The organism is Lentzea rhizosphaerae, assembly GCF_042649515.1.
GTDB lineage: Bacteria > Actinomycetota > Actinomycetes > Mycobacteriales > Pseudonocardiaceae > Lentzea > Lentzea aerocolonigenes.
Map to the genome: position 1 here is coordinate 58117 of NZ_JBHRZI010000008.1, position 18849 is coordinate 76965.

Consider the following 18849-nt stretch of genomic DNA (forward strand, 5'->3'; position numbering starts at 1 on the left):
CGCTGCTACGGCCTGACTTCCTGGGCCCCGTCTGGATCGGATTGGGGCTTGCCGCGGGTGGTGCGCCGGAGTGGCCGTTCCTGGAGCAGGAACGCGAGGGCACACCCGATCGCCGCGGCAGCGAGTGCGGTCAGCAGCACGGCGTGCAGCGCCTGGGCGAAGTGGGTGAGCAGTTCTGTGCGTGCGGGCTCGGACAGCGCGTCCAGTTCGGAGCGGTTGATCGTGGTGCTGTGGTGACCGAGGTCGCGCATGGCTCCGCTGGACGTGCTGCTCGTCAGCGAGGTCGCGAAAACCGTGCCCAGCACGGCGAGCCCCAGTGAGCCGCCCATCGTGCGGCTGAAGGTCGTTGTCGAGGTTGTCACTCCCAGGTCTCCGGTGTCGGCGGCGTTCTGCGCCGCCAGCATCATGACGGGGCTCGTCATGCCCAGGCCCGCTCCGCACAGGGCCAGCCCCAGCACCTGGAACCAGGCCGGCGTGCTGGTGCCGAGTTGGGCGAGCAGAAGCACTCCGACGAGCAGGGTGATGGTTCCGGCGATGGGAAAGACGCGGTACCTGCCCAGTTTGGTGATCGCCCTGCCGCAGACGAAGGCGGTCACGGCCATGACGAGCATCATCGGCGCCATCCGCAGTCCTGCGGCGACGGGAGAGGCACCGTGGACCAGTTGCAGGTAGAGCGGCATGAACGTGGAGATGCCGAGGGTGACGAACCCCTGGGTGAAGACGAGGAGGGCGACCACTCTGATCACCGGATTGGCGAACAGCCGCAGTGGCATCAACGGTTCGGCGGTCTTGCGTTGAACCTGAACGAACACCACGAGCAGTACCGCGGCGGCCAGTGACATGACGATGATCGGAGCGGACGTCCACCTGTAGGTGGTTCCGCCCCAGCCCGCGATGAGGACCAGCAGGCTCACCGCGCTCGACAGCAGCACGATGCCCCACCAGTCGATGACCGGACTCCGGCCGCTGCTCTCACCGCGGTCGAGCCGGATCGCGATCACGACCATCGCGGCCGCGATGACGGGCAGGTTGAGGTAGAAGATCCAGCGCCAGCCGATGGTGGCGGCGGCCAGACCGCCGATGAGAGGGCCGGAGACTGTCGCCAGAGCGAACGCGGCCTGCATGAAGCCCTGGTACCGGCCGCGTTCGGCGGGCGAGATCAGGTCACCGATGATCGCCTGCGAGAGCACCATGATCCCCGCCGCTCCCACGCCTTGCAGCGCACGGCACGCGATCAGCTGGGGCATCGACTGCGCCAGACCGCACAACACCGATCCCACCAGGAACGTGAGCAGGGCGATCTGCATCAACGTCTTGCGGGGAAAGATGTCCGCGAGTTTGCCGATGATCGGGGTGCTGACGCAGATGGCGAGGACGAAGGCGGTCACCACCCACGAGAGCTGGGTGAGGCCTCCGATGTCACTGACGATCGACGGCAGCGCGGTCGCCACGACGGTCTGATCGAGCGCCGCGGCCAGCATCGCCAGCATCAGGCCGGAGAAAACGGCCAGAACCGACCTGTCGAGAGGCTCCCGCTGCACGGACTCAGTGGAGCTCGGAGATCCGGACACGGTCCACCTTTCCGTTGGCGTTCAACGGGAGTGAGGGCAGTTCGATCAACCTAGCAGGCACCATGTGTTCGGGAAGAACACGGACGAGGTGCCGTCTGAGCTCGGTCGTTCCGATCGGGTTGCGGACCGCGACGTAGGCGATCAGCCTCCGCGCCTCCCCCTCTCCCTCGACGATCACCACGGCGTCGCGGACCAGTTCGTGCCCGCGCAGCACCGCTTCGATCTCACCGAGTTCGATGCGATATCCGCGGAGCTTCGTCTGACCGTCCGCTCTTCCGAGGAACTCGATCTGCCCGTCAGAAGTCCAGCGGGCGAGATCACCGGTTCGGTACAACCTCCCACCGGCGCACCACGGATCCGCGACGAATCGTTCCGCGGTCAGCGACGGGCGGTTGACGTAGCCGAGAGCCAGTCCGTCACCGCCGATGTGCAGTTCTCCCACTTCTCCCGGTGCCACTCGCCGAGTGCCGTCGAGTATCCGGACCAGGGTGTTCGCGAGTGGCCTCCCGATCGGCAGCGCGGTCGAGGCGGCGGACACCCGGTCGACGACGTGTGCGGTGCTGAACGTGGTCGCCTCGGTGGGCCCGTACGCGTTGAGCAGACGCTGTGGTGGTCCCGCCTCCAGCAGGGCAAGGGAAATACGCGCATCCATCACGTCGCCGCCGACGAGCAGGTTGCGCAGTCCCCCCAGCAAATCCGGAGACTCGGTGGCGTGCAGGTGGAACACCGCGGCGGTGAGGAACAACGTCGTGACGCGGTGCTCGTCGAGGAACCCCTTGAGCTCATGAGAGATGAGCAGCTGTTCCTTGGGCAGGCCGACCAGCAGGCCACCGTTGAGCAGGGCACCCCAGATCTCGAACGTGGCCGCGTCGAACGACGCGTTCGACGCCTGGGCGATGACGTCGTCGCGGCCCAGGTCGACGTAGTCGGTTCCGACGACCAGGCGGGTGATCGCGCGGTGCGGTATGGCGATGCCCTTCGGCGTCCCAGTCGAACCGGACGTGTACATCACGTACGCCGCGTCCACGGCGGTCGCGCCGGGCGCGAGGTCACGAGGTTCCTCCTCACCCAGCGGCGCGTTGAGCATCGCGTCCACTTCGGACAGTCGGACCGCCTCGGGAAAACCCTCCACGTCCTCGGCCAGGATCAGGCTCGCCCCGGAGTCCCGCACCATGAACAGGTTCCGCTCGTGCGGATTGCTCTCGTCCAACGGCAGGTAAGCGCTGCCTGCCTGCAGGATCGCGAGGAACACCACGATCATCCGCAGCGACGGGCGGTCGAGCACCGCGACCACGCCACCCCTGCGGACACCCGCGGCACGCAGCGACTCGCTGACGCGACCGGCGTACCCCACCAGCTCGCGGTAGGTGAGCGTGCGGCCGTCGTAGTGCACTGCGTGGGCATCGGGAGTCAGCGCGGCCTGCGCCAGCACCTGAGCGGGCAACGTGGAGTCGCGTGGATACGCGGTGCGCGGCCCTTCCTCGAAAAACTGGTCACTCATCGCCCGTCGACCACCGTCCGGCCAGCTCGGCCACCGTGCGGGCGACATCCGCGACGAGTGGCCACTTGAGCAGGCCGAGCTCGTTGCCCGGCAGCTGCGACGCGCTGAACTCGTTCGCGGCACTGGCCCTGCGCCAGGCCTCGACCGACCGGGGCACCAGGCCGGGCGCGTGGTCGGTGGTGACGACGAGGTGAACGGCACACTCGGTCCTCTGGGCCCGATAGACCGTCAGACCGTAGTGCAGTGCTCGCCACATGCGGACGCACGAACGCAAGGTATCGAGATCCAGCTCCCCCACGATGGCGCTGGTGAGGCCGAACGACCGGAGCATCCGCTCGGTCCGAGCGTCACCGAGCAGGCTGGTCAGCGACTCCGCGTCCGCGGTCTCCAGGTGAGTGAGCACGGCCTGCCGTTCGACGTCGGCGTCCCGGTTCCGGTCGCCCGCGAAGGAGTCGAGGAGAACGAGACCGGCCGGCGTTCGTCCGCGCCGGTGCAGTCCGCGACTCACCGCGTGCGCGAGCACGCCGCCCATGCACCAGCCGACGAGGACGATCGGCGACGTGCCCAGCGCGTCGATGAGCAGCCCCGCGTACTGGTCCCCGACTTCGTCGAGATCATCGGGGCACTCGGCGGAGAGGTCGCGCTGGATCGCCACGACCCGGTTGGAGGAGCCGATCTCCTCGGCGAGTTCCCGGTAGCAGAACGCCGTCCCGCCGATGGGGTGGATGAGGGCGACCACCGGGTCTCCGGTGCCCCCGAGTTCGAGCACCGCCGCGTGCTCCGAGGCCGAAGGCCGCCCGGCCCTCAACTCCTCCAGCGCCTTGGCCTGTCCCGCGACCGTCTGGTCGAGCAACAGCAGGTTCAGCGGCACCCTCACGTTCAGCGCCTCACTCAGCTCGTGCGCGATTCGCACGGCGAGCAGGGAGTGGCCGCCGAGGTCGAAGAAGCTGGTCGTCGTGCCGACTTCCTCGACCTGCAACACGGTCTGCCACACGCCGGCGACGAGCAGTTCGAGCTCGGTGGCCGGCGCCACGAACTCGTCCGGCACGTGGTGACGCTGGACGGGCAACGCGCGGTGGTCCAGCTTGCCGTTGCCGGTGAGCGGCAGCTCCGGAATCGGCACGACCACCGACGGCACCATGTAGTTCGGCAAGCGCTCGCCGACGTGGCGCCGGAGGTCCGACGGGTCGGGACCGGGTTCGGTCTCCGGGACGACGTACGCGGCCACCCACCTGTCACCGGGCTGGTCCTCCCGCACCACGGCCACGGCCTCGCGGACGTTCTCGTGCTCGCGCAGGACCGCCGCGATCTCGTGCAGCTCGATGCGGAACCCGCGCAGCTTGACCTGGTCGTCGGTGCGGCCGAGGAACTCCAGCGCTCCGTCTCCCCTGCGCCGCACGAGATCCCCGGTCCGGTACAACCGCGATCCCGCGGGGCCGAACGGATCGGCGACGAAGCGGTGCGCGGTCAGTCCCGGCCTGCCCAGGTACCCGCGAGCGAGGCAGGCGCCGCCGATGTACAGCTCACCGGGAGCGCGCGGTGGCACCGGCCGCAACCACGGGTCCAGCACGAGTGCCCGCACGTGTGCGAACGGCTTTCCGATCGGCACCGGTCCGTCGAGGACCGTCTCGTCCGGTTCGATCCGGTGGTCGAGGCACCCGACCGTCGCCTCGGTCGGGCCGTAGTGGTTGACGACGCGGACACCGGGGTGCTCGCCCCGCCACCGTTGCAACGCGTTGCCGGACAACGCCTCGCCTCCGAGCATGAGCTCGTGCGTGGGGGAGCCCGCCCCTGCCGGACCGGTCAGCAGCGGCAGGTGGCTCGGGGTCGCCTTCAGGAACGCCGGCGCGTGCCCGTCTGCGCTGGGCGCGTCCAGTGGTCCCAGCTCCAGCCGGCCTCCTGCCGCGAGGGCGCCGTGCAGCCCGGTGACCGCGTGGTCGAAGGAGATCGACGTGTGGTGCCGGGTGCTGACCGCGAGCGCCGGGTGGACTTCGACGGCCCGTGCGACGTAGCGAGCCGCTGTCTCGTGTTCGACCACCACGCCCTTCGGCCTGCCCGTCGAGCCGGACGTGTAGATCACGTAGGCGGGGTTCGCCGGCGTGGTGCCGGCGGAGAAGGGGCCGTCGGGCTCGGCCGACAGAGCGGCTCGCTCCTCGTCGAGGACGAGCACCTCCGTGCCGGCGGGCAGGTGATCGCTCAGTTCCCGCACGGTGAGGGTCAGTCCGTGACCGAGGTCGGCGAGCACCACGTTCATCCTGGTCCTGGAGATGTCCGGATCCAGTGGCACGTAGGCGCCGCCCGCCTTGAGGACGCCCAGCACGGCGATCACCAGGTCCGGGTCCGGTCGCAGGTAGAGCGGGACCAGGACCTCGGGGCCGACGCCGAGGCGCCGCAGGCGGTGCGCGAGCTGGTTGGACCGGCGGTCGAGCTCGCGGTAGGTGAGCTGCGTGCCCGCGTGGTGCAGTGCGATCGCGTCCGGACGGGCCAGGACCTGCTGTTCGAAGAGGTTGTGCAGCAGCGACGTCATCGGCGGCGGAGTCGTGGTCAGCCCGCCCGCTTCTTCCCGCGCGCGTTCCTCTGGCGTGAGAACGTCGATGTCGCTCAACGGCAGCTCTGGCTCGGCGCTCACTGCTTCCAGCAACCTCGTCAGCCGGTCGGCGAGGTCCTGTGCCGTCTCGTGGTCGAACAGGTCGGTGGCGTAGGTGAGCACGCCCTCGACAGGTCCAGGTTCCCCGTTCTGGTCTCGCCGGGCGTGTGCGGCGAAGGCCAGGTCGAACCGCGAGGACTCCAGGTGCACCGGTTCCGCGGCGCACGTGAGTCCTGGCAGGCTCAGCCCTTCCAGCTGGTCGCTGTGGAACGTGAGCATCACCTGGAAGAGCGGGTGCCGCGACAGCGATCGCGCGGGGTTGAGCCGTTCGACGACCTTCTCGAACGGAACGTCCTGGTGGTCGAACGCGGCCAGGTCGAAGTCGCGCACCCTGGCGAGCAACTGGCTGAACGACGGGTTGCCGGAGACGTCTGTCCTGAGCACGACCGTGTTGACGAAGAAACCGACGAGATCATCGAGCGCGTCGTGGTCGCGCCCGGCCACCGGAGTTCCGATCGGGATGTCCGTCCCCGCCCCGAACCGGGCGAGCAACGCCGCGATTCCCGCCTGCAGCACCATGAACAGCGACACGTGGTGGTCACGGCCGAGACGGGCCAGCGCCGCGTGCAGCGACGCGGGCAGCACCAGCGGGACCGTGTCTCCCCGGTTGCTCGGCACCGCCGGCCGCGGCCGGTCCGCCGGCAGCTGGATCTGCTCGGGCAGCCCGGCGAGCGCCCGCTCCCAGTGGGCGAGCCGCCTGGCGACCTGACTGTCCTCATCGGACTCCTCGCCGAGCTGCCGTTCCTGCCACAACGCGAAGTCCGTGTACTGGACGGGCAACGGTCCCCAGTTCGGCGGCGCCCCTTCCAGCCGGCACCGGTAAGCGTGCCCGAGGTCGCGCATGAGCGGTCCCCTCGACCAGCCGTCACACGCCACGTGGTGAACGACGATCAGCAGCACGTGTTCCTCGGGAGCGACGGTGTACAGCCAGACCCGCAGCGGAACGTCCGAGGTCAGGTCGAACGGTTCCGCGGCCGCGCGGCGGAGAACGTCGGTCACGTCGTCCCGCTCGATCCGGGTCTGAGTGAGGCGTGGCGCCGCACTGGAGGAGAGGACCACGGAATGCGGCCGGCCGCCCGTCTCGGGGAAGATCGTGCGCAGCGTCTCGTGCCGCTCGACCAGGTCACCGACGGCAGCGCGCAGCGCGGTGACGTCGAGCGACCCGGACAGCCTGATCGCGAAGGGCAGGTTGTAGGTCGCGCTCCCGCCCTCCACCCGGTTGAGGAACCACAGCCTGAGCTGTCCGTACGACAGCGGGATCCGGGCAGGTCGCTCGCCGGCGCGCAGAGGAAGGCGGGCCGCCGGGCGCTCGGAGAGCCGAGCGTTCAACGACGCGACGTCAGGGGCCTCGAAGATGTCGCGGATCTCCAGTTCGACACCGAGCACGGACCGGATCCGGCTGATCAGCCGCGTCGCGAGGACGGAGTGTCCGCCCAGCATGAAGAAGTCGTCGTCGATCGAGACCTCGTCCACCCCGAGCACCTCGGCGAACAACGCGCAGAGCACCTCTTCGCGAGCCGTGCGCGGGCCACGTCCACCCGAGCGGCCGGATTCCTCGGGTGCGGGCAGCGCGCGGCGGTCGAGCTTGCCGTTCGGGGTCAGCGGCAGGCTCCCCATGCCGACGAACGCCGACGGCACCATGTAGTTCGGCACGGCGGCCGACACGTGGGACCGCAACGCCTGCGGGTCCAGGTCCCCCGGTACGACGTAAGCGACGAGACGTTTCTCGCCGGGGCTGTCCTCGCGCACGATCACGGCGGCCTGCACGACGTCCGGGTGCTGCGTGATCACGGCCTCGACCTCGGCGGGTTCCACGCGGGAGCCGCGGATCTTGACCTGGTTGTCGACGCGTCCCAGGAAGTCGAGGGTGCCGTCCGACCGCCACCGCACCAGGTCGCCGCTGCGGTACATCCGGTCGCCCGGTGCACCGAACGGGTTGGCCACGAACCGTTCACACGTGAGGTCCGGCCGGTTGCGGTACCCGCGAGCCAGCCCTGCTCCAGCTATGTAGAGCTCACCGACGACGTTCACGCCCACCGGCCTCAGTCGCTGGTCGAGCACGTAGACCTGCGTGTTGTGGATCGGTTTGCCGATCGGCGGTGACATGGGCCAGGCGGTGGCGTCGGCCGCGAGCGAGTGCGACGTGGCGACATGGGTCTCGGTGGGGCCGTAGTGGTTGTGCAGGACGCGCCCGAGGCCCGGTGCGAACAGCTTCCGCACGTGGCCGCTGGGGATCAGTGCCTCACCGAGCTGGACGACGTGCCGGAGCGAGGTCAGCGGCAGGTTCTGCTCGTGCGCCGTCTCGCCGAGCGCGTCCAGCATCAGGTTGGGCACGAAGATCTCGGAGAGCTCGTTGTCCTGCAGCCACCGCGCCAACCGCTCCGCGTCCGGCCGGATGGCGTCGTCCGGGATCACGAGCGTCTTGCCGGACGAGAGCGCCGACAACATCTCGGTCACCGAAGCGTCGAAGCTGACCGCGGCGAACTGCACGTGCCTCGCCCCGGCCCCGGTGCCGATCGCGTCGACGCACCAGATCGCGAGGTTCGTGATGCACCTGGCCAGCATCACGACGCCCTTGGGACGACCGGTGGAGCCGGAGGTGTAGAGCAGGCAGGCCGCGTTGTCCGGATGCGCGGCCGTGGCCGGGTCGTGGTCCGGCTCGCCGGTGTCCTCGAGCACCGCGTCCAGCAGGACGACAGGCACTCCTGCGGCACCGGCCACCACACCTCGGTGAGCGGTCGTCGTCAAGGCCAGCACGGGACTGGCGTCCTCGATCATGTACGCGAGCCGCGACGCCGGATACTCGGGATCGAGCGGCAGGTACACACCGCCGGCCTTGAGCACCGCGAGGAACGACACGACCAGCTCCACCGAGCGGGGCAGTGCCACCGCGACCACGCTCTCCGGCCCGATCCCCGCCGCGACGAGCCGGTGGGCCAGCCGGTTGGCCAGGCGGTTGAGCTCCCCGTAGGTCAGCTCACCGCCAGACCACTGCACGGCGGAGAGCTCGGGTGTGCGGCCCACCTGCGCCTCGACGAGTCCCGCCGGGTGCGCCGACGCCGCCGGCAGGTGTTCGGTGTCGTTCCAGTCGATCAGCATCCGCCGCTCCTCGGCGGGATCCATGACCGGCACGGACTCGACGCGGACGGCGGGGTCGGCGACCACCGCGCGGAGAAGCACCAGCCACGACCGCACGAGGCGGTCGACGGTCGCGCTGTCGAACAGGTCCCGGCTGAACTCGACCACGCCGGCCACTCCAGCGGGACTCCCGGCGGCACCGAAACGCTCCGTGAGACTGGCGGTCAGGTCGAACTTCGCGGACTCGAGCCCGACCTGTTCGTCCGAGACGTCGAGACCCGGCAGGCTGAGATCGGCGGCCGTGTTGTTCTGCAGCACGAAGAGGACCTGGAAGAGCGGGTGCCGGGCGGTGGACCTCGCCGGCTTGAGGTGCTCCACGAGCAGTTCGAAAGGCACGTCCTGGTTCTCGTACGCGGCGAGATCGTGGTCGCGCACCCGGTCGAGCAGCTCGGCGAACGTCGGGTCACCTGAGGTGTCCGTCCTCATGACCAGCGTGTTGACGAAGAAGCCGACGAGGTTGGCGAGCGCCGGATCGGTGCGGCCGGCGACCGGTGTGCCGAGCACGACGTCGGTGCCCGCTCCCCACCGGGTCAGCATCGCGGCGAAGGACGCCCGCAGCACCATGTAAGGGGTTGCACCGGCGGTCTTGGCGAGTGCCGTCAGCCCGAGGTGGAGCTGCTCGTCGATCCGGAACCGCACCGTGCCGCCCCGGTGTGACGGGGTGACGGGCCGCGGGCGGTCGGCGGGCAGCGGCATCTCGTCGGGCAGACCGGCCAGGACGCCCTTCCAGAACCCGAGCTGGCCGCCGATCGCGGAGTCCGGTTCGGACGGACTGCCCAGCACGTCGCGTTGCCAGCGGGTGTAGTCGGCGTAGCGAACGGGAAGTGGCGGGAAGGCCGGAGCGTGCCCCGCACGCCGTGCCTCGTACGCGGTGCCGAGGTCGCGCATCAGCGGAACCATCGACCACCCGTCGCTGCTCACGTGGTGCATCAGCAGCAGGAGCACGTGCTCCTGCGGGCCGAGCTCGAACAGCGAGCACCGCAGCGAGACGTCCTCGGACAGGTCGAAACGGTGGTTCACCGCCTGCCGCACGAGCTCGGCGAGCTCGGCCTCGGTCGTGCTGACGGAGGTGACGACGGGCAGGGCCGCCTGGCCGTCGAGGACGTGTTGCCGGAACTCACCGTCGTGGTCGCGGAAGACCGTGCGCAGCGGTTCGTGCCGCAGGACCAGATCGCCGATCGCCGCCACGAGCGCCTCGCGGTCGAGCGGGCCGCGCAGCCGCAGCCCGATCGGCAGGTTGTAGATCGGTTCCGCCTTGTGCATGCGGTCCAGGAACCAGATCCGTTGCTGCGCATACGACAACGGCACGTCCTCCGCCTGGTCGACGCGCAGGAGCGGGCTGAGCGGAGCCGGGCGTGCCGTGGACACGACCCTCGCGAGTCCGGCGACCGTCGGTGTGTCGAACACGTCCCGGACGCGCAGCTTCACCCCCAGTGTCGCGCTGACACGGCTGACGAACCGGATCGCGAGCAGCGAGTGGCCGCCGAGCTCGAAGAACGAGTCGTCGACACCCACTTCGGGTGTGTGCAGCAGTTCGGCGAACAGGTCGCAGAGGATCTTCTCGTCGGGTGTCGAAGGTGCGCGCCGGGATCGCAGCGGTTCGCTGGGAGCCGGCAACGCGTCGACCGCCAGCTTTCCGTTGGGAGTCAGCGGTACGGCGTCGATGAAGGTGATGCTCGACGGCATCATGTAGGCCGCGAGCAGCTCGCCGGCGTAACGCCTGAGGTCGTCCCGGAGTCCGTCGGTGTCGACGTCGGTTCCGACGGGGACGACGTAGGCGGCCAGCGCGATGCCGGCACCGGGCTGCCGCCGGGCGACGACCACGGCCTGGGCGACGTCCTCGTGTTCCGCCAGCACGGCTTCGACCTCGCCGGGCTCGACGCGGAACCCCCGGATCTTGACCTGGTCGTCGGCGCGGCCGAGGAACTCCAGGTCCCCGCCCGGCGACCACCGCGCGAGATCCCCGGTGCGGTACAGGCGCGTGCCCGGCGGACCGAACGGGTCCGCGACGAACCGTTCGGCGGTGAGACCCGGCCTGCCCAGGTATCCCCTCGCCACGCCGGCACCCGCGAGGTAGAGCTCCCCCGTCGTTCCCGGCGGTACGGGCGCGAGGCCGTGGTCGAGCACGTAGGCGCGCATGCCGTCCAACGGCCTGCCGATCGGGGTGCTCCCCGGCCGGATCTCCTGTCCCACCTCGAAACTCGTGGCGAACAGCGTCGTCTCGGTCGGCCCGTACATCACCCGCATCACCACGTCCGGGCAAGCGTCCCGCACTTGGCGCAGTGCCACCGGTGACACCACGTCGCCGCCGGTCATGACCACGCGAACAGGGGCGAAGATCTCCGGTGACTCCTCCCCCACCACCCGGAACAGACCGGCGGTCAGGTGCACAGCGGTGACCGCCTCGCCCGTGATCAGCCGCTCCAGCGTCTCGACGTCGAGTTCACCGGGCGGAGCGAGCACCACGCGGCCGCCGTTGAGCAGTGGTACCCACAGCTCGTAGAACGACACGTCGAACGCGTGCGGGGCCAGCATCAGCACGGTGTCGTGGCGGCCGTCGGCGAAGAGGTCGTCGTCCACAAGGGACAGCACGTCCCGGTGCGTGACCGCGACACCCTTGGGAGTCCCTGTCGAGCCGGACGTGAACATCACGAAGGCGAGCTGGTCACGATCGGGCTCGGCGTCGGGACGTTCCTGCGCAACCGCGGACTCCTCGTCCACCGCCACGACGTGCTCGACTTCCGGCACACCGCGGGCGCGACCGCGTTCGTCGGCGATCAGCACGCTCACCCCGGCGTCCTCGACCGCCCGTTGCAGCCGGTCGAGCGGATGCGCGTCGTGCAGTGGAACGCAGACGCCACCGGCTTTCAGCACCGCCAGCGTCGCGACGACCAGTTCAGCGGAGCGGTCGAGGCACAGTGCGACCGCCGACTCGGCGCCGACGCCGAGGCCCGTCAGGTGGCTGGCGAGCCGGTCGCTGCGCTCGTCGAGTTCCCGGTAGGTGACCGGTTCGCCCGCGCCGCTGATCGCGACCGCGTCAGGAGCCTTCCTCGCCTGGTCGCGGAAGGCCTCCGGGATGGACGCGGCGGCTCGCCTGGCAGGCCGCGCGGTGTCGTTCCACTCGACCAGGGTGGTGTGACGCTCGGTCTCGGTGAGCACGTTCACGGAGTCCACCCGGACGAGCGGGTCGGCCGTGACCGCCGCGAGCACCAGCAAGAGTCGTTCGGCGAGCATCTCGGCGGTGTGCCGGTCGAACAGGTCCGTGCTGTAGGTGAGCAGTCCGCCGATCTGCACCGCGTCCGGACCTGGCGTCCTGGTGAACCCGAAGTGCAGGTCGAACTTGGACGTGTGCGTCACCACCTCGTCCACCGACACGACGAGACCGGGGAGCTCCCTGGTCGACGTGTTGGTCTCCTCCACTCCGAACCCGATCTGGAACAACGGGTTCCTGCCTGGCAGCCGTGGAGGGTTCACGACTTCGACGACGTGCGAGAACGGCACGTCCTGGTGCGCGTAGGCGGAGAGCGCGGTGTCGCGCACCCGTTCGACCAGGCTCAGAAAGGGCAGGTTGCCCTCGGTGCTGGTGCGCAGCACGACGGTGTTCGCGAACAGACCGACCAGCGCGTCCGCACTGCCGTCACCACGGCCGGCCACCGCCGTTCCCAGCGGCACGTCGGTGCCCGCCCCCACCTTCGTGAGCACGACCGCGACGGCGGCCTGCAACACCATCGACAACGTCGCCCGCGCCTGCCGTGCGATCGAAACGAGTTCGCGTTGCACACGGGTTTCGATCGGGAAGCGCACAGCACTGCCGTGATAGGTCGGTGCGTCCCGCCGCGGCCGATCGGTGGGCAGTGCCACTTCGTCCGGCAGTCCCGCGAGTTCTTGTTCCCAGAACGCCAGTTGCGCAGCCGCGAGTTCCGTGGGGGCGTCGGCGGTGCCCAGCCGATCGTGCTGCCGGCGGGCGTGATCGGCGTACTGGGCGGGCAGCGGTCGCCAGTTCGGCTTCGTCGCCGTGCGCCGGGCTTCATAGGCCGTGCAGAGGTCGTCGATCAGAGGAGCGAGCGAGGACCCGTCGGCGGCGATGTGGTGCAGCACCAGCAAGAGCACGTGGCTGGTCTCGCCGGTGCTGAAGAGCCATCCGCGCAACGGCAGGTCGTCGGTGAGGTCGAAGGGCTGCCGCGAGACGACCGCGATCCTGTCGTCGAGCTCGGCCGCCGCCACGGTCTCCCGCACCACCAGTGGCCCGACCTCGTCCTGTGGCAGCACCCGCTGGTGCGGGAGGCCGTCCAGCTCCGGGAACACGGTGCGCAGCACCTCGTGCCGGGTGACCACGTCGCCCACGGCGGCACACAGCGCGACGTCGTCGAGCGGTCCGTCGAAGCGCAACCGCACCGGAAGGTTGTAGGTGGGTGACGGGCCTTCCAGCCGGTGCAGGAACCACAGTTGTTGCTGGGCGCTGGACAGGGGAATCACTGGTCGTGATCCTTTCGCTCAGGTCGCGGAGTCGGCGGGCAGGCCGAGCGGGTCGACGAGGACCAGACGGAACTCGCACGTGTAGCGACGTCCACGGGAGTCCCGCAGCCACGTACCGTCCAGGTCGGGCAACATCTCGCTGAACGTCACCGTGGTCCCGGCGTTCGCCCGCACCGTTCTGCGCAGCGCTCGTGCGAACAGGTCGACCAGGACCGGTGAACCGAAGTCGAGGTAGATCGGTTTGTCCTCCACCGGAACCCGGTAGAAGCCGCGCTCCGGCAGGCGATGAGTCCGGCGCCACGACCAGGCGGCGTGGTGCCGCGCGGCCGCGTCCTCGAGCGCCGCCCAGGTCAGGTCGAGTGCGTCGAAAGTCCACGACTCGCGGCTCACGACGAGGCGGTCGATGGTGACCCGCGGCCGGTGCGGGGCGGAGGGCAGCATGCGGAAGCTGTTCAGCACGGCACCCGACATCGCCTCGCCGAACATCTCGACCAGGTCGAACGCACGACCGTCCACATCGGATCGCACCACGAGCCGCGTTCCCTCCCGCACGACGCGCAGCGCGCCCGCCGGGACGATCCGGCCCGGCGTCACGGAGGGATCGGGGTGTTGCGTCCAGTAGGTGAACCCACCTGACAGCAGAGCCGCCGGGTACGTCCTGGAGTTCACCTGGGAGGACTCCTTGGAGGGCACGCTGACGACCCGCCGGTCCCCGTGGTCGTGCTCGGCCGCGCGCAACAGCCCTGCCTGGTCTTCAGCCTGGGCGACGAACAACCGTGACTCCACCGTGTTCGCGGCGACGTGGAGCTCGCCGAGCACGGCGAGGAAGTCGCCCCTGTTCACCGCTTCCGGGGAGTCGGCGACGAGCATGAGGTCGGGTGAGTGGTGCACCGCGGATGACCACGGCACGTCGCTGGAGGCGAACTCCGCCTCCACGGCGGCTTTGATGTCGGCTGCCCGCACGTGATGCCGTGTGCTCACCTCGTCGATCGCGAGCACTTTCGACCACTTGTCGCTGAACTCGCGGATCAGCGAGTCGACGATCGGAGGCGGTTCCCGCAACGAGAAGAAGATGTCCGGCGTCGCCGCCGCGTAGAGCGAGGCGAGCGGTACCTGGTCCTGGCCGGTTCGCGCGCACAGCCGGTCGAAGATCTCACCGAACCGCGCACGGAAGAGTTCGGCCGCGCGACAGGTCAGCCAGCGAGCCGCGAGGAGCAGCAGTTCCAGGGGTTCCGCGAGGAAGTCGTTGACCGGCTGCCCCAACTCGATCGCCACGTCGCGGTTCGTGTCCTCGTACACGACGGTCCGGCCCGCGTAGTGCTGTCCGGGGCGACGGGTGGGCAGCTCGCCCGAGATCCGCTCGAACGCGGTGCCGAGTGCGTCGAGTGCGTCGATGACGCGGTCGGCGTCGCCTGCCGCGTCCGCCACCGCGGAGCGCAGTTCGAGCAGTTCGTCCAGCGCGGAGCGGCGTTCCTGCGCGTGCGGGTGGTCGGGTTGCAGCGCCAGCAACGCGGCGAGTGCGTCCTCCGGCGTGGCCGAAACCGGCACGTCGAGGTCGTGGAGCAGAAGGCCGCGCTCCGCGAGGGACAGCGCGGCGGGACTGAGATCCAGCTCCGGCGCGAGCTCCCGCTGGATCGTTTCCAGTGGTCGTCGGCCGTCGCACTCGCGGAGCAGGAACGCTTCTTCTTCGGTCAGCGTCAGGTGCTTTCCGTTCGGGGTGATGAGCGTCCGGCCGCAGAGCTGGTTCTGCGGTGCGCTTCTCGGTCGCCACCCCGGCAAGCCGGCCGGATCGTCCGACATGGCCCGTGCCACGGCGTCGATCGCCCACCATTCGAAGTACACGGTCCTGCGCGCCAACAGGTCCTGTCCGATGTGCACGGTCAGCGCGGGTGCCTCGTCCGTCACCGCGGCCCAGGCGATCGGCCCGAAGAAGCCGATCGAGTCGTTCTTCACCGCGTAGCGCTGAACGTAGCTGGCGGTCGTGAGAAGTCGTTGGCGCCACTTGGAGTTGGCCGCACCCGCGACGGGTGACGTCAGCTTGTCGACGCACGTGCGCAGCAGGTGCGGACTCTGCCACGCGATGGCTTCGCGGAACGACGGATCCGCGGCGATCCCGGTCAACGCGCGTGACACCCTGTCGGTGGCGTCCGCGTAGGCATCGCGATACGCCTGGGACAGCTCGGTGGAAGCGTCCTCCCCGTCCGCGAACTCCGCCAACCGGCGATCCGTCAGCGCCAGCACCAGGTCGACGGGAAAGCCCGCGCTGCGCACGGCGACGTGCCGCCAGAGTCGCCACGAAGAACCGCCCAGCGGCACCAGGTGATCAGGCGTGGTCATGAGATCTCCCCCGCCAGCAGCGAGCGGAGGACCTCGGCGAACTCCTGCCCCAGTTCCGGTGCCGAGTTGTCGGACCATTCGACGTCGCAACCGATTCGCCCGTCGTGCGGCACGAAACGGACCGTGAGATCGGTCTTCGTCTCGTGGTAGACGTTGAACAGATCACACGTCGCGGAGAGGTGCCCGTGGCGCCACTGGAGGGTTCCCTCCATGTCGAGGTAGGAGGTGAAGATCCGGTCCAACCTGGGCACCGGCCGCGGCAGGGCGTTGACGATCACCATCAGCGGAACGTGGCGGCGACGCAGGTCCTCGCGCCAGCCGTCCGCTTCCGCCATCACCAGTTCGGCCAGCGTGTCGCCCGGGCGGTGTGCGCAGACGAGCGGCACCTGGTTGACGAAACATCCCAGCACCTCTCCCCCGAAGCCGTCGCGAGGCCGCACGGATGCGGCTGTGCAGACGACCGACGCACGGCGGCCCATCACCCCGAGCACGCGATGGATCGATCCGAAGAGGACGGAGAACAGACCTGTGCCGGCTTCCCGGGCGATCCGGCGGAAGTGTGCGACGCAGTCGGCGGACAGGTCTTCACGCAACCGCTGTGACAGGTGCCCGCGGACCGGCTGCGCGGCCTGATCTGCGGTGCCGATCGTCTCCTGGCCGATCACCGGGGCGAGCCGCGTGGTCCAGTAGTCCAGGTCGCGCCGCACCGCGCTCGCCTCGGCCGCACGGACGCGTTCGACCAGCTCGAGGTAGTCCGCCGGTTTCTGGGCGACCACGCTCCCGTCGAGGCAGGCGAGAAATCTCTCGGTCAGCAGAGTCTTGCTGCGACCGTCCATGAGCACGTGGTGCACCGAGAGACTCACTCTGGTCCTCGACGCGGACAACCTCGCGGCGACGATCCGGTGCAGCACACCGCCATCGACCTCGAACGGCCGGCTGACGGCGTCCCGCAGCACCTCGTCGACCTCGGCACCCGGTGCCGGGCTCACCCACTCGACCCGCACCTCGGCGGGGTCGAGCCACTGGACCACGTCGCCGCTCTCGCCCAGCCCCGTGCGGAACTGGAGCGTGGGTGTGACCTCGACGAGCAGGCGATAGGCCTCTTCGACCCGCCGCCGCGGCAGGTCGCCGTCGATGTCGACGACCGTCGTGACGTTGTACGCGCTGCTTTCACCGTGGTACTGCGCGGCGAACCACACCGATGACTGGCCCAGCGTGGTCGGATGGACGTCACACCGCGCGGGAGCCACGCGGACCCTTGTCCTCGATCTTCGCGGCGAGTTCCTTGGCGGTTCGGGCGAACAGGATGTCGCGGAACGACACCTCGGCACCGGACTGCTTCTGCACACGGGTCACCGCGCGCGCCGCGAGGATGGAGTTCCCGCCGGCCTCGAAGAAGTCCGTGTCCGCGTCGACGTCTTCGTTGTCCAGCACCGCCTGGAACACGGCGAGGACCAACTCGAGCAGGTCAGCGGGCGGGTGGGGCTGTTCGGATCCCATTGCGTGATTCCTCAGGTGTCGACTCGGAAACGGCTCGTGGTCCCGGCGCATTCGTGCGCGGGGCTGGACAGATCACGTCGTCCGGCGAAGCCGGTGTGCGACAGCACGACGGGTGGGGCCGTGTGCGCTGCACAGCACGACAGCACTGACGAGGGACGTGCCGAATGCGTGATCGCTACACGGCACGTTTCAGAGGTGGAACCGGATCTCAGGACGACAGAAGTGTCTGAGAGAAGAGGCCGAAGTCGCTGGATTCGACACACAGCTGACAGGTCGCATCATCGCCCCCCAGGCGAGCCGCCGCCGTGACCGGCAGCGAAGTTCTGCAATGACCGTTCCACGCCACCTTCGCACAGCCGTCGCCCGGCGGTCAATCCTCATAGCTGCCCGGTGATGCGCGACGAGGTTCTTGACAACTCCCATAAGTGCGTACAGGGTGGGAGTGCGCCAACCTGGGGGTCATCGCACATTACCTTTTCCTGCTGCGAAGATTTCTCCGGGAAATCCGCTGCGCATACAGCGCGTTATTCCCGCACTCACATCGCAGCGCCCGTTCCGCAATGTCGATGAATCGAGAGTGAACACACGTGAACCCGTTCGACGACGCCGACGGCACCTTTTCTGTGCTGATCAACGAGGAGGGCCAGCACTCGCTCTGGCCGGAATTCGCCGCCGTACCGCGAGGCTGGGAGGTGGCGTTCGGTCCGGCAGACCGCAGCTCCTGTCTCGAGTACGTCGACGAGCACTGGGTCGACATGCGTCCGCGCAGTCTGGTCAACCGCATGCAGGACAGCCACTGATGCAGTAGTCGGACGCTGTGCGACTGGGGGAAAAATGGCTCTGCCTTCACACGTGGAACGCGCAGTGCGGATGAACTACGGCCGCGACGGCTGGGTCGCCCTGCCCGACGTGCTCAGCGACGCCGAGGTCGGCAAGCTCCGTGAGCGGATCGGGGCGCTCAGCACCCAGCGGCGGCCCGAGGTCGTGCACGAGGCCGGCTCGTCCACCGTCCGCGCCATCCACGGCTGCCACGCCTTCGACGAGGTGTGCGACCGGCTGATCCGGCTTCCGGTGCTGCTCGACATCGCGGAGGCGCTGCTGCGCGAACCGGTCTACCTGTACCAGTTCAAGGTCAACATCAAGGCCGCGGTGGAGGGCAAGGCCTGGCCGTGGCACCAGGACTTCGCCTTCTGGCACCGCGAGGACGGCATGGCCGCTCCCGACGCGGTCAACATCGCGATCTTCCTGGACGAGGTCGACGAGCGGAACGGGCCGCTGGAGGTCATTCCCGGAACCCACCACCTGGGCCTGCTCGGCTCGGACGAGAACGGGAGCGAGAACACCGCGGGCAAAGGCGACTGGCGCAGTCACGTGTCCGCCGATCTCGAACACACCGTACCCGCCGAACTGGCCGCAACACTGGCGCAGGACTGGGGAAAACACAAGTTCACCGGGCCTGCGGGAACGGCAGTCGCATTCCACCCGAACCTGGTTCACTCGTCTTCCAACAACCGGTCCGCACACCGCCGTTCCATGCTCTTCCTGACCTACAACAAGGTCACGAACGCTCCACTCAACCCGACTCGGCCCGAGTTCCTGGTGAATCGAGACACCCGGCCGGTCGTTCGCGTGGCGGAGAGCCGGCTGTAACCGCGAACCGCCGCAACCGCACCGTTCTG

8 protein-coding genes are annotated in these 18849 nt (G+C 69.2%); 2 read left to right on the plus strand and 6 right to left on the minus strand.

What is annotated here, in order from left to right; genetic code table 11:
* Window positions 1-5: 5 nt before the first annotated feature.
* From ACFOWZ_RS05525 to ACFOWZ_RS05550, 6 genes are read right to left on the minus strand one after another with little or no spacing between them, the layout of a single operon-like run.
* Complete coding sequence (locus tag ACFOWZ_RS05525) at window positions 6-1571, minus strand: MDR family MFS transporter (protein WP_382369725.1); 1566 nt, start codon at window positions 1569-1571, stop codon at window positions 6-8.
* Window positions 1546-3072 carry an amino acid adenylation domain-containing protein gene (locus tag ACFOWZ_RS05530; RefSeq protein ID WP_382369728.1) on the minus strand — a complete coding sequence of 509 codons (1527 nt, stop codon included), beginning with the start codon at window positions 3070-3072 and terminating at the stop codon, window positions 1546-1548. The genes ACFOWZ_RS05525 and ACFOWZ_RS05530 overlap by 26 nt, the downstream gene beginning before the upstream one ends.
* Window positions 3065-13333, minus strand: coding sequence for a non-ribosomal peptide synthetase (locus tag ACFOWZ_RS05535; RefSeq protein WP_382369731.1), 10269 nt, complete (start codon window positions 13331-13333; stop codon window positions 3065-3067). Before ACFOWZ_RS05535 ends, ACFOWZ_RS05530 begins: the two co-directional genes overlap by 8 nt.
* A gap of 18 nt (window positions 13334-13351) precedes the next feature.
* On the minus strand, window positions 13352-15670 hold the full coding sequence (locus ACFOWZ_RS05540) for a lantibiotic dehydratase (protein WP_382369734.1): 2319 nt from the start codon (window positions 15668-15670) through the stop codon (window positions 13352-13354).
* Window positions 15667-16920: a condensation domain-containing protein gene (locus tag ACFOWZ_RS05545; RefSeq protein WP_382369737.1), complete on the minus strand. Its 1254-nt coding sequence runs from the start codon at window positions 16918-16920 to the stop codon at window positions 15667-15669. The genes ACFOWZ_RS05540 and ACFOWZ_RS05545 overlap by 4 nt, the downstream gene beginning before the upstream one ends.
* Window positions 16901-17170 carry an acyl carrier protein gene (locus ACFOWZ_RS05550; RefSeq protein ID WP_382369740.1) on the minus strand — a complete coding sequence of 90 codons (270 nt, stop codon included), beginning with the start codon at window positions 17168-17170 and terminating at the stop codon, window positions 16901-16903. Before ACFOWZ_RS05550 ends, ACFOWZ_RS05545 begins: the two co-directional genes overlap by 20 nt.
* Before the next feature lie 587 nt (window positions 17171-17757).
* On the opposite strand from ACFOWZ_RS05550, the gene ACFOWZ_RS05555 reads away from it, so the two are divergent.
* The gene (locus ACFOWZ_RS05555; protein ID WP_382369743.1) at window positions 17758-17970 is read left to right on the plus strand and encodes an MbtH family protein; all 213 of its coding nucleotides are present in this window, start codon (window positions 17758-17760) and stop codon (window positions 17968-17970) included.
* 52 nt (window positions 17971-18022) lie between these two features.
* Entirely contained in the window at window positions 18023-18820 is a 798-nt protein-coding gene (locus tag ACFOWZ_RS05560; protein WP_382369746.1) for a phytanoyl-CoA dioxygenase family protein, read from the plus strand.
* The last annotated feature ends 29 nt before the right edge of the window (window positions 18821-18849 follow it).

Coding starts and splice junctions, on each gene's coding strand:
- ACFOWZ_RS05540 (WP_382369734.1), bottom strand. CDS start 15,670: ATGACCACGCCTGATCACCTGGTGCCGCTGGGCGGTTCTTCGTGGCGA.
- ACFOWZ_RS05550 (WP_382369740.1), bottom strand. CDS start 17,170: ATGGGATCCGAACAGCCCCACCCGCCCGCTGACCTGCTCGAGTTGGTC.
- ACFOWZ_RS05530 (WP_382369728.1), bottom strand. CDS start 3,072: ATGAGTGACCAGTTTTTCGAGGAAGGGCCGCGCACCGCGTATCCACGC.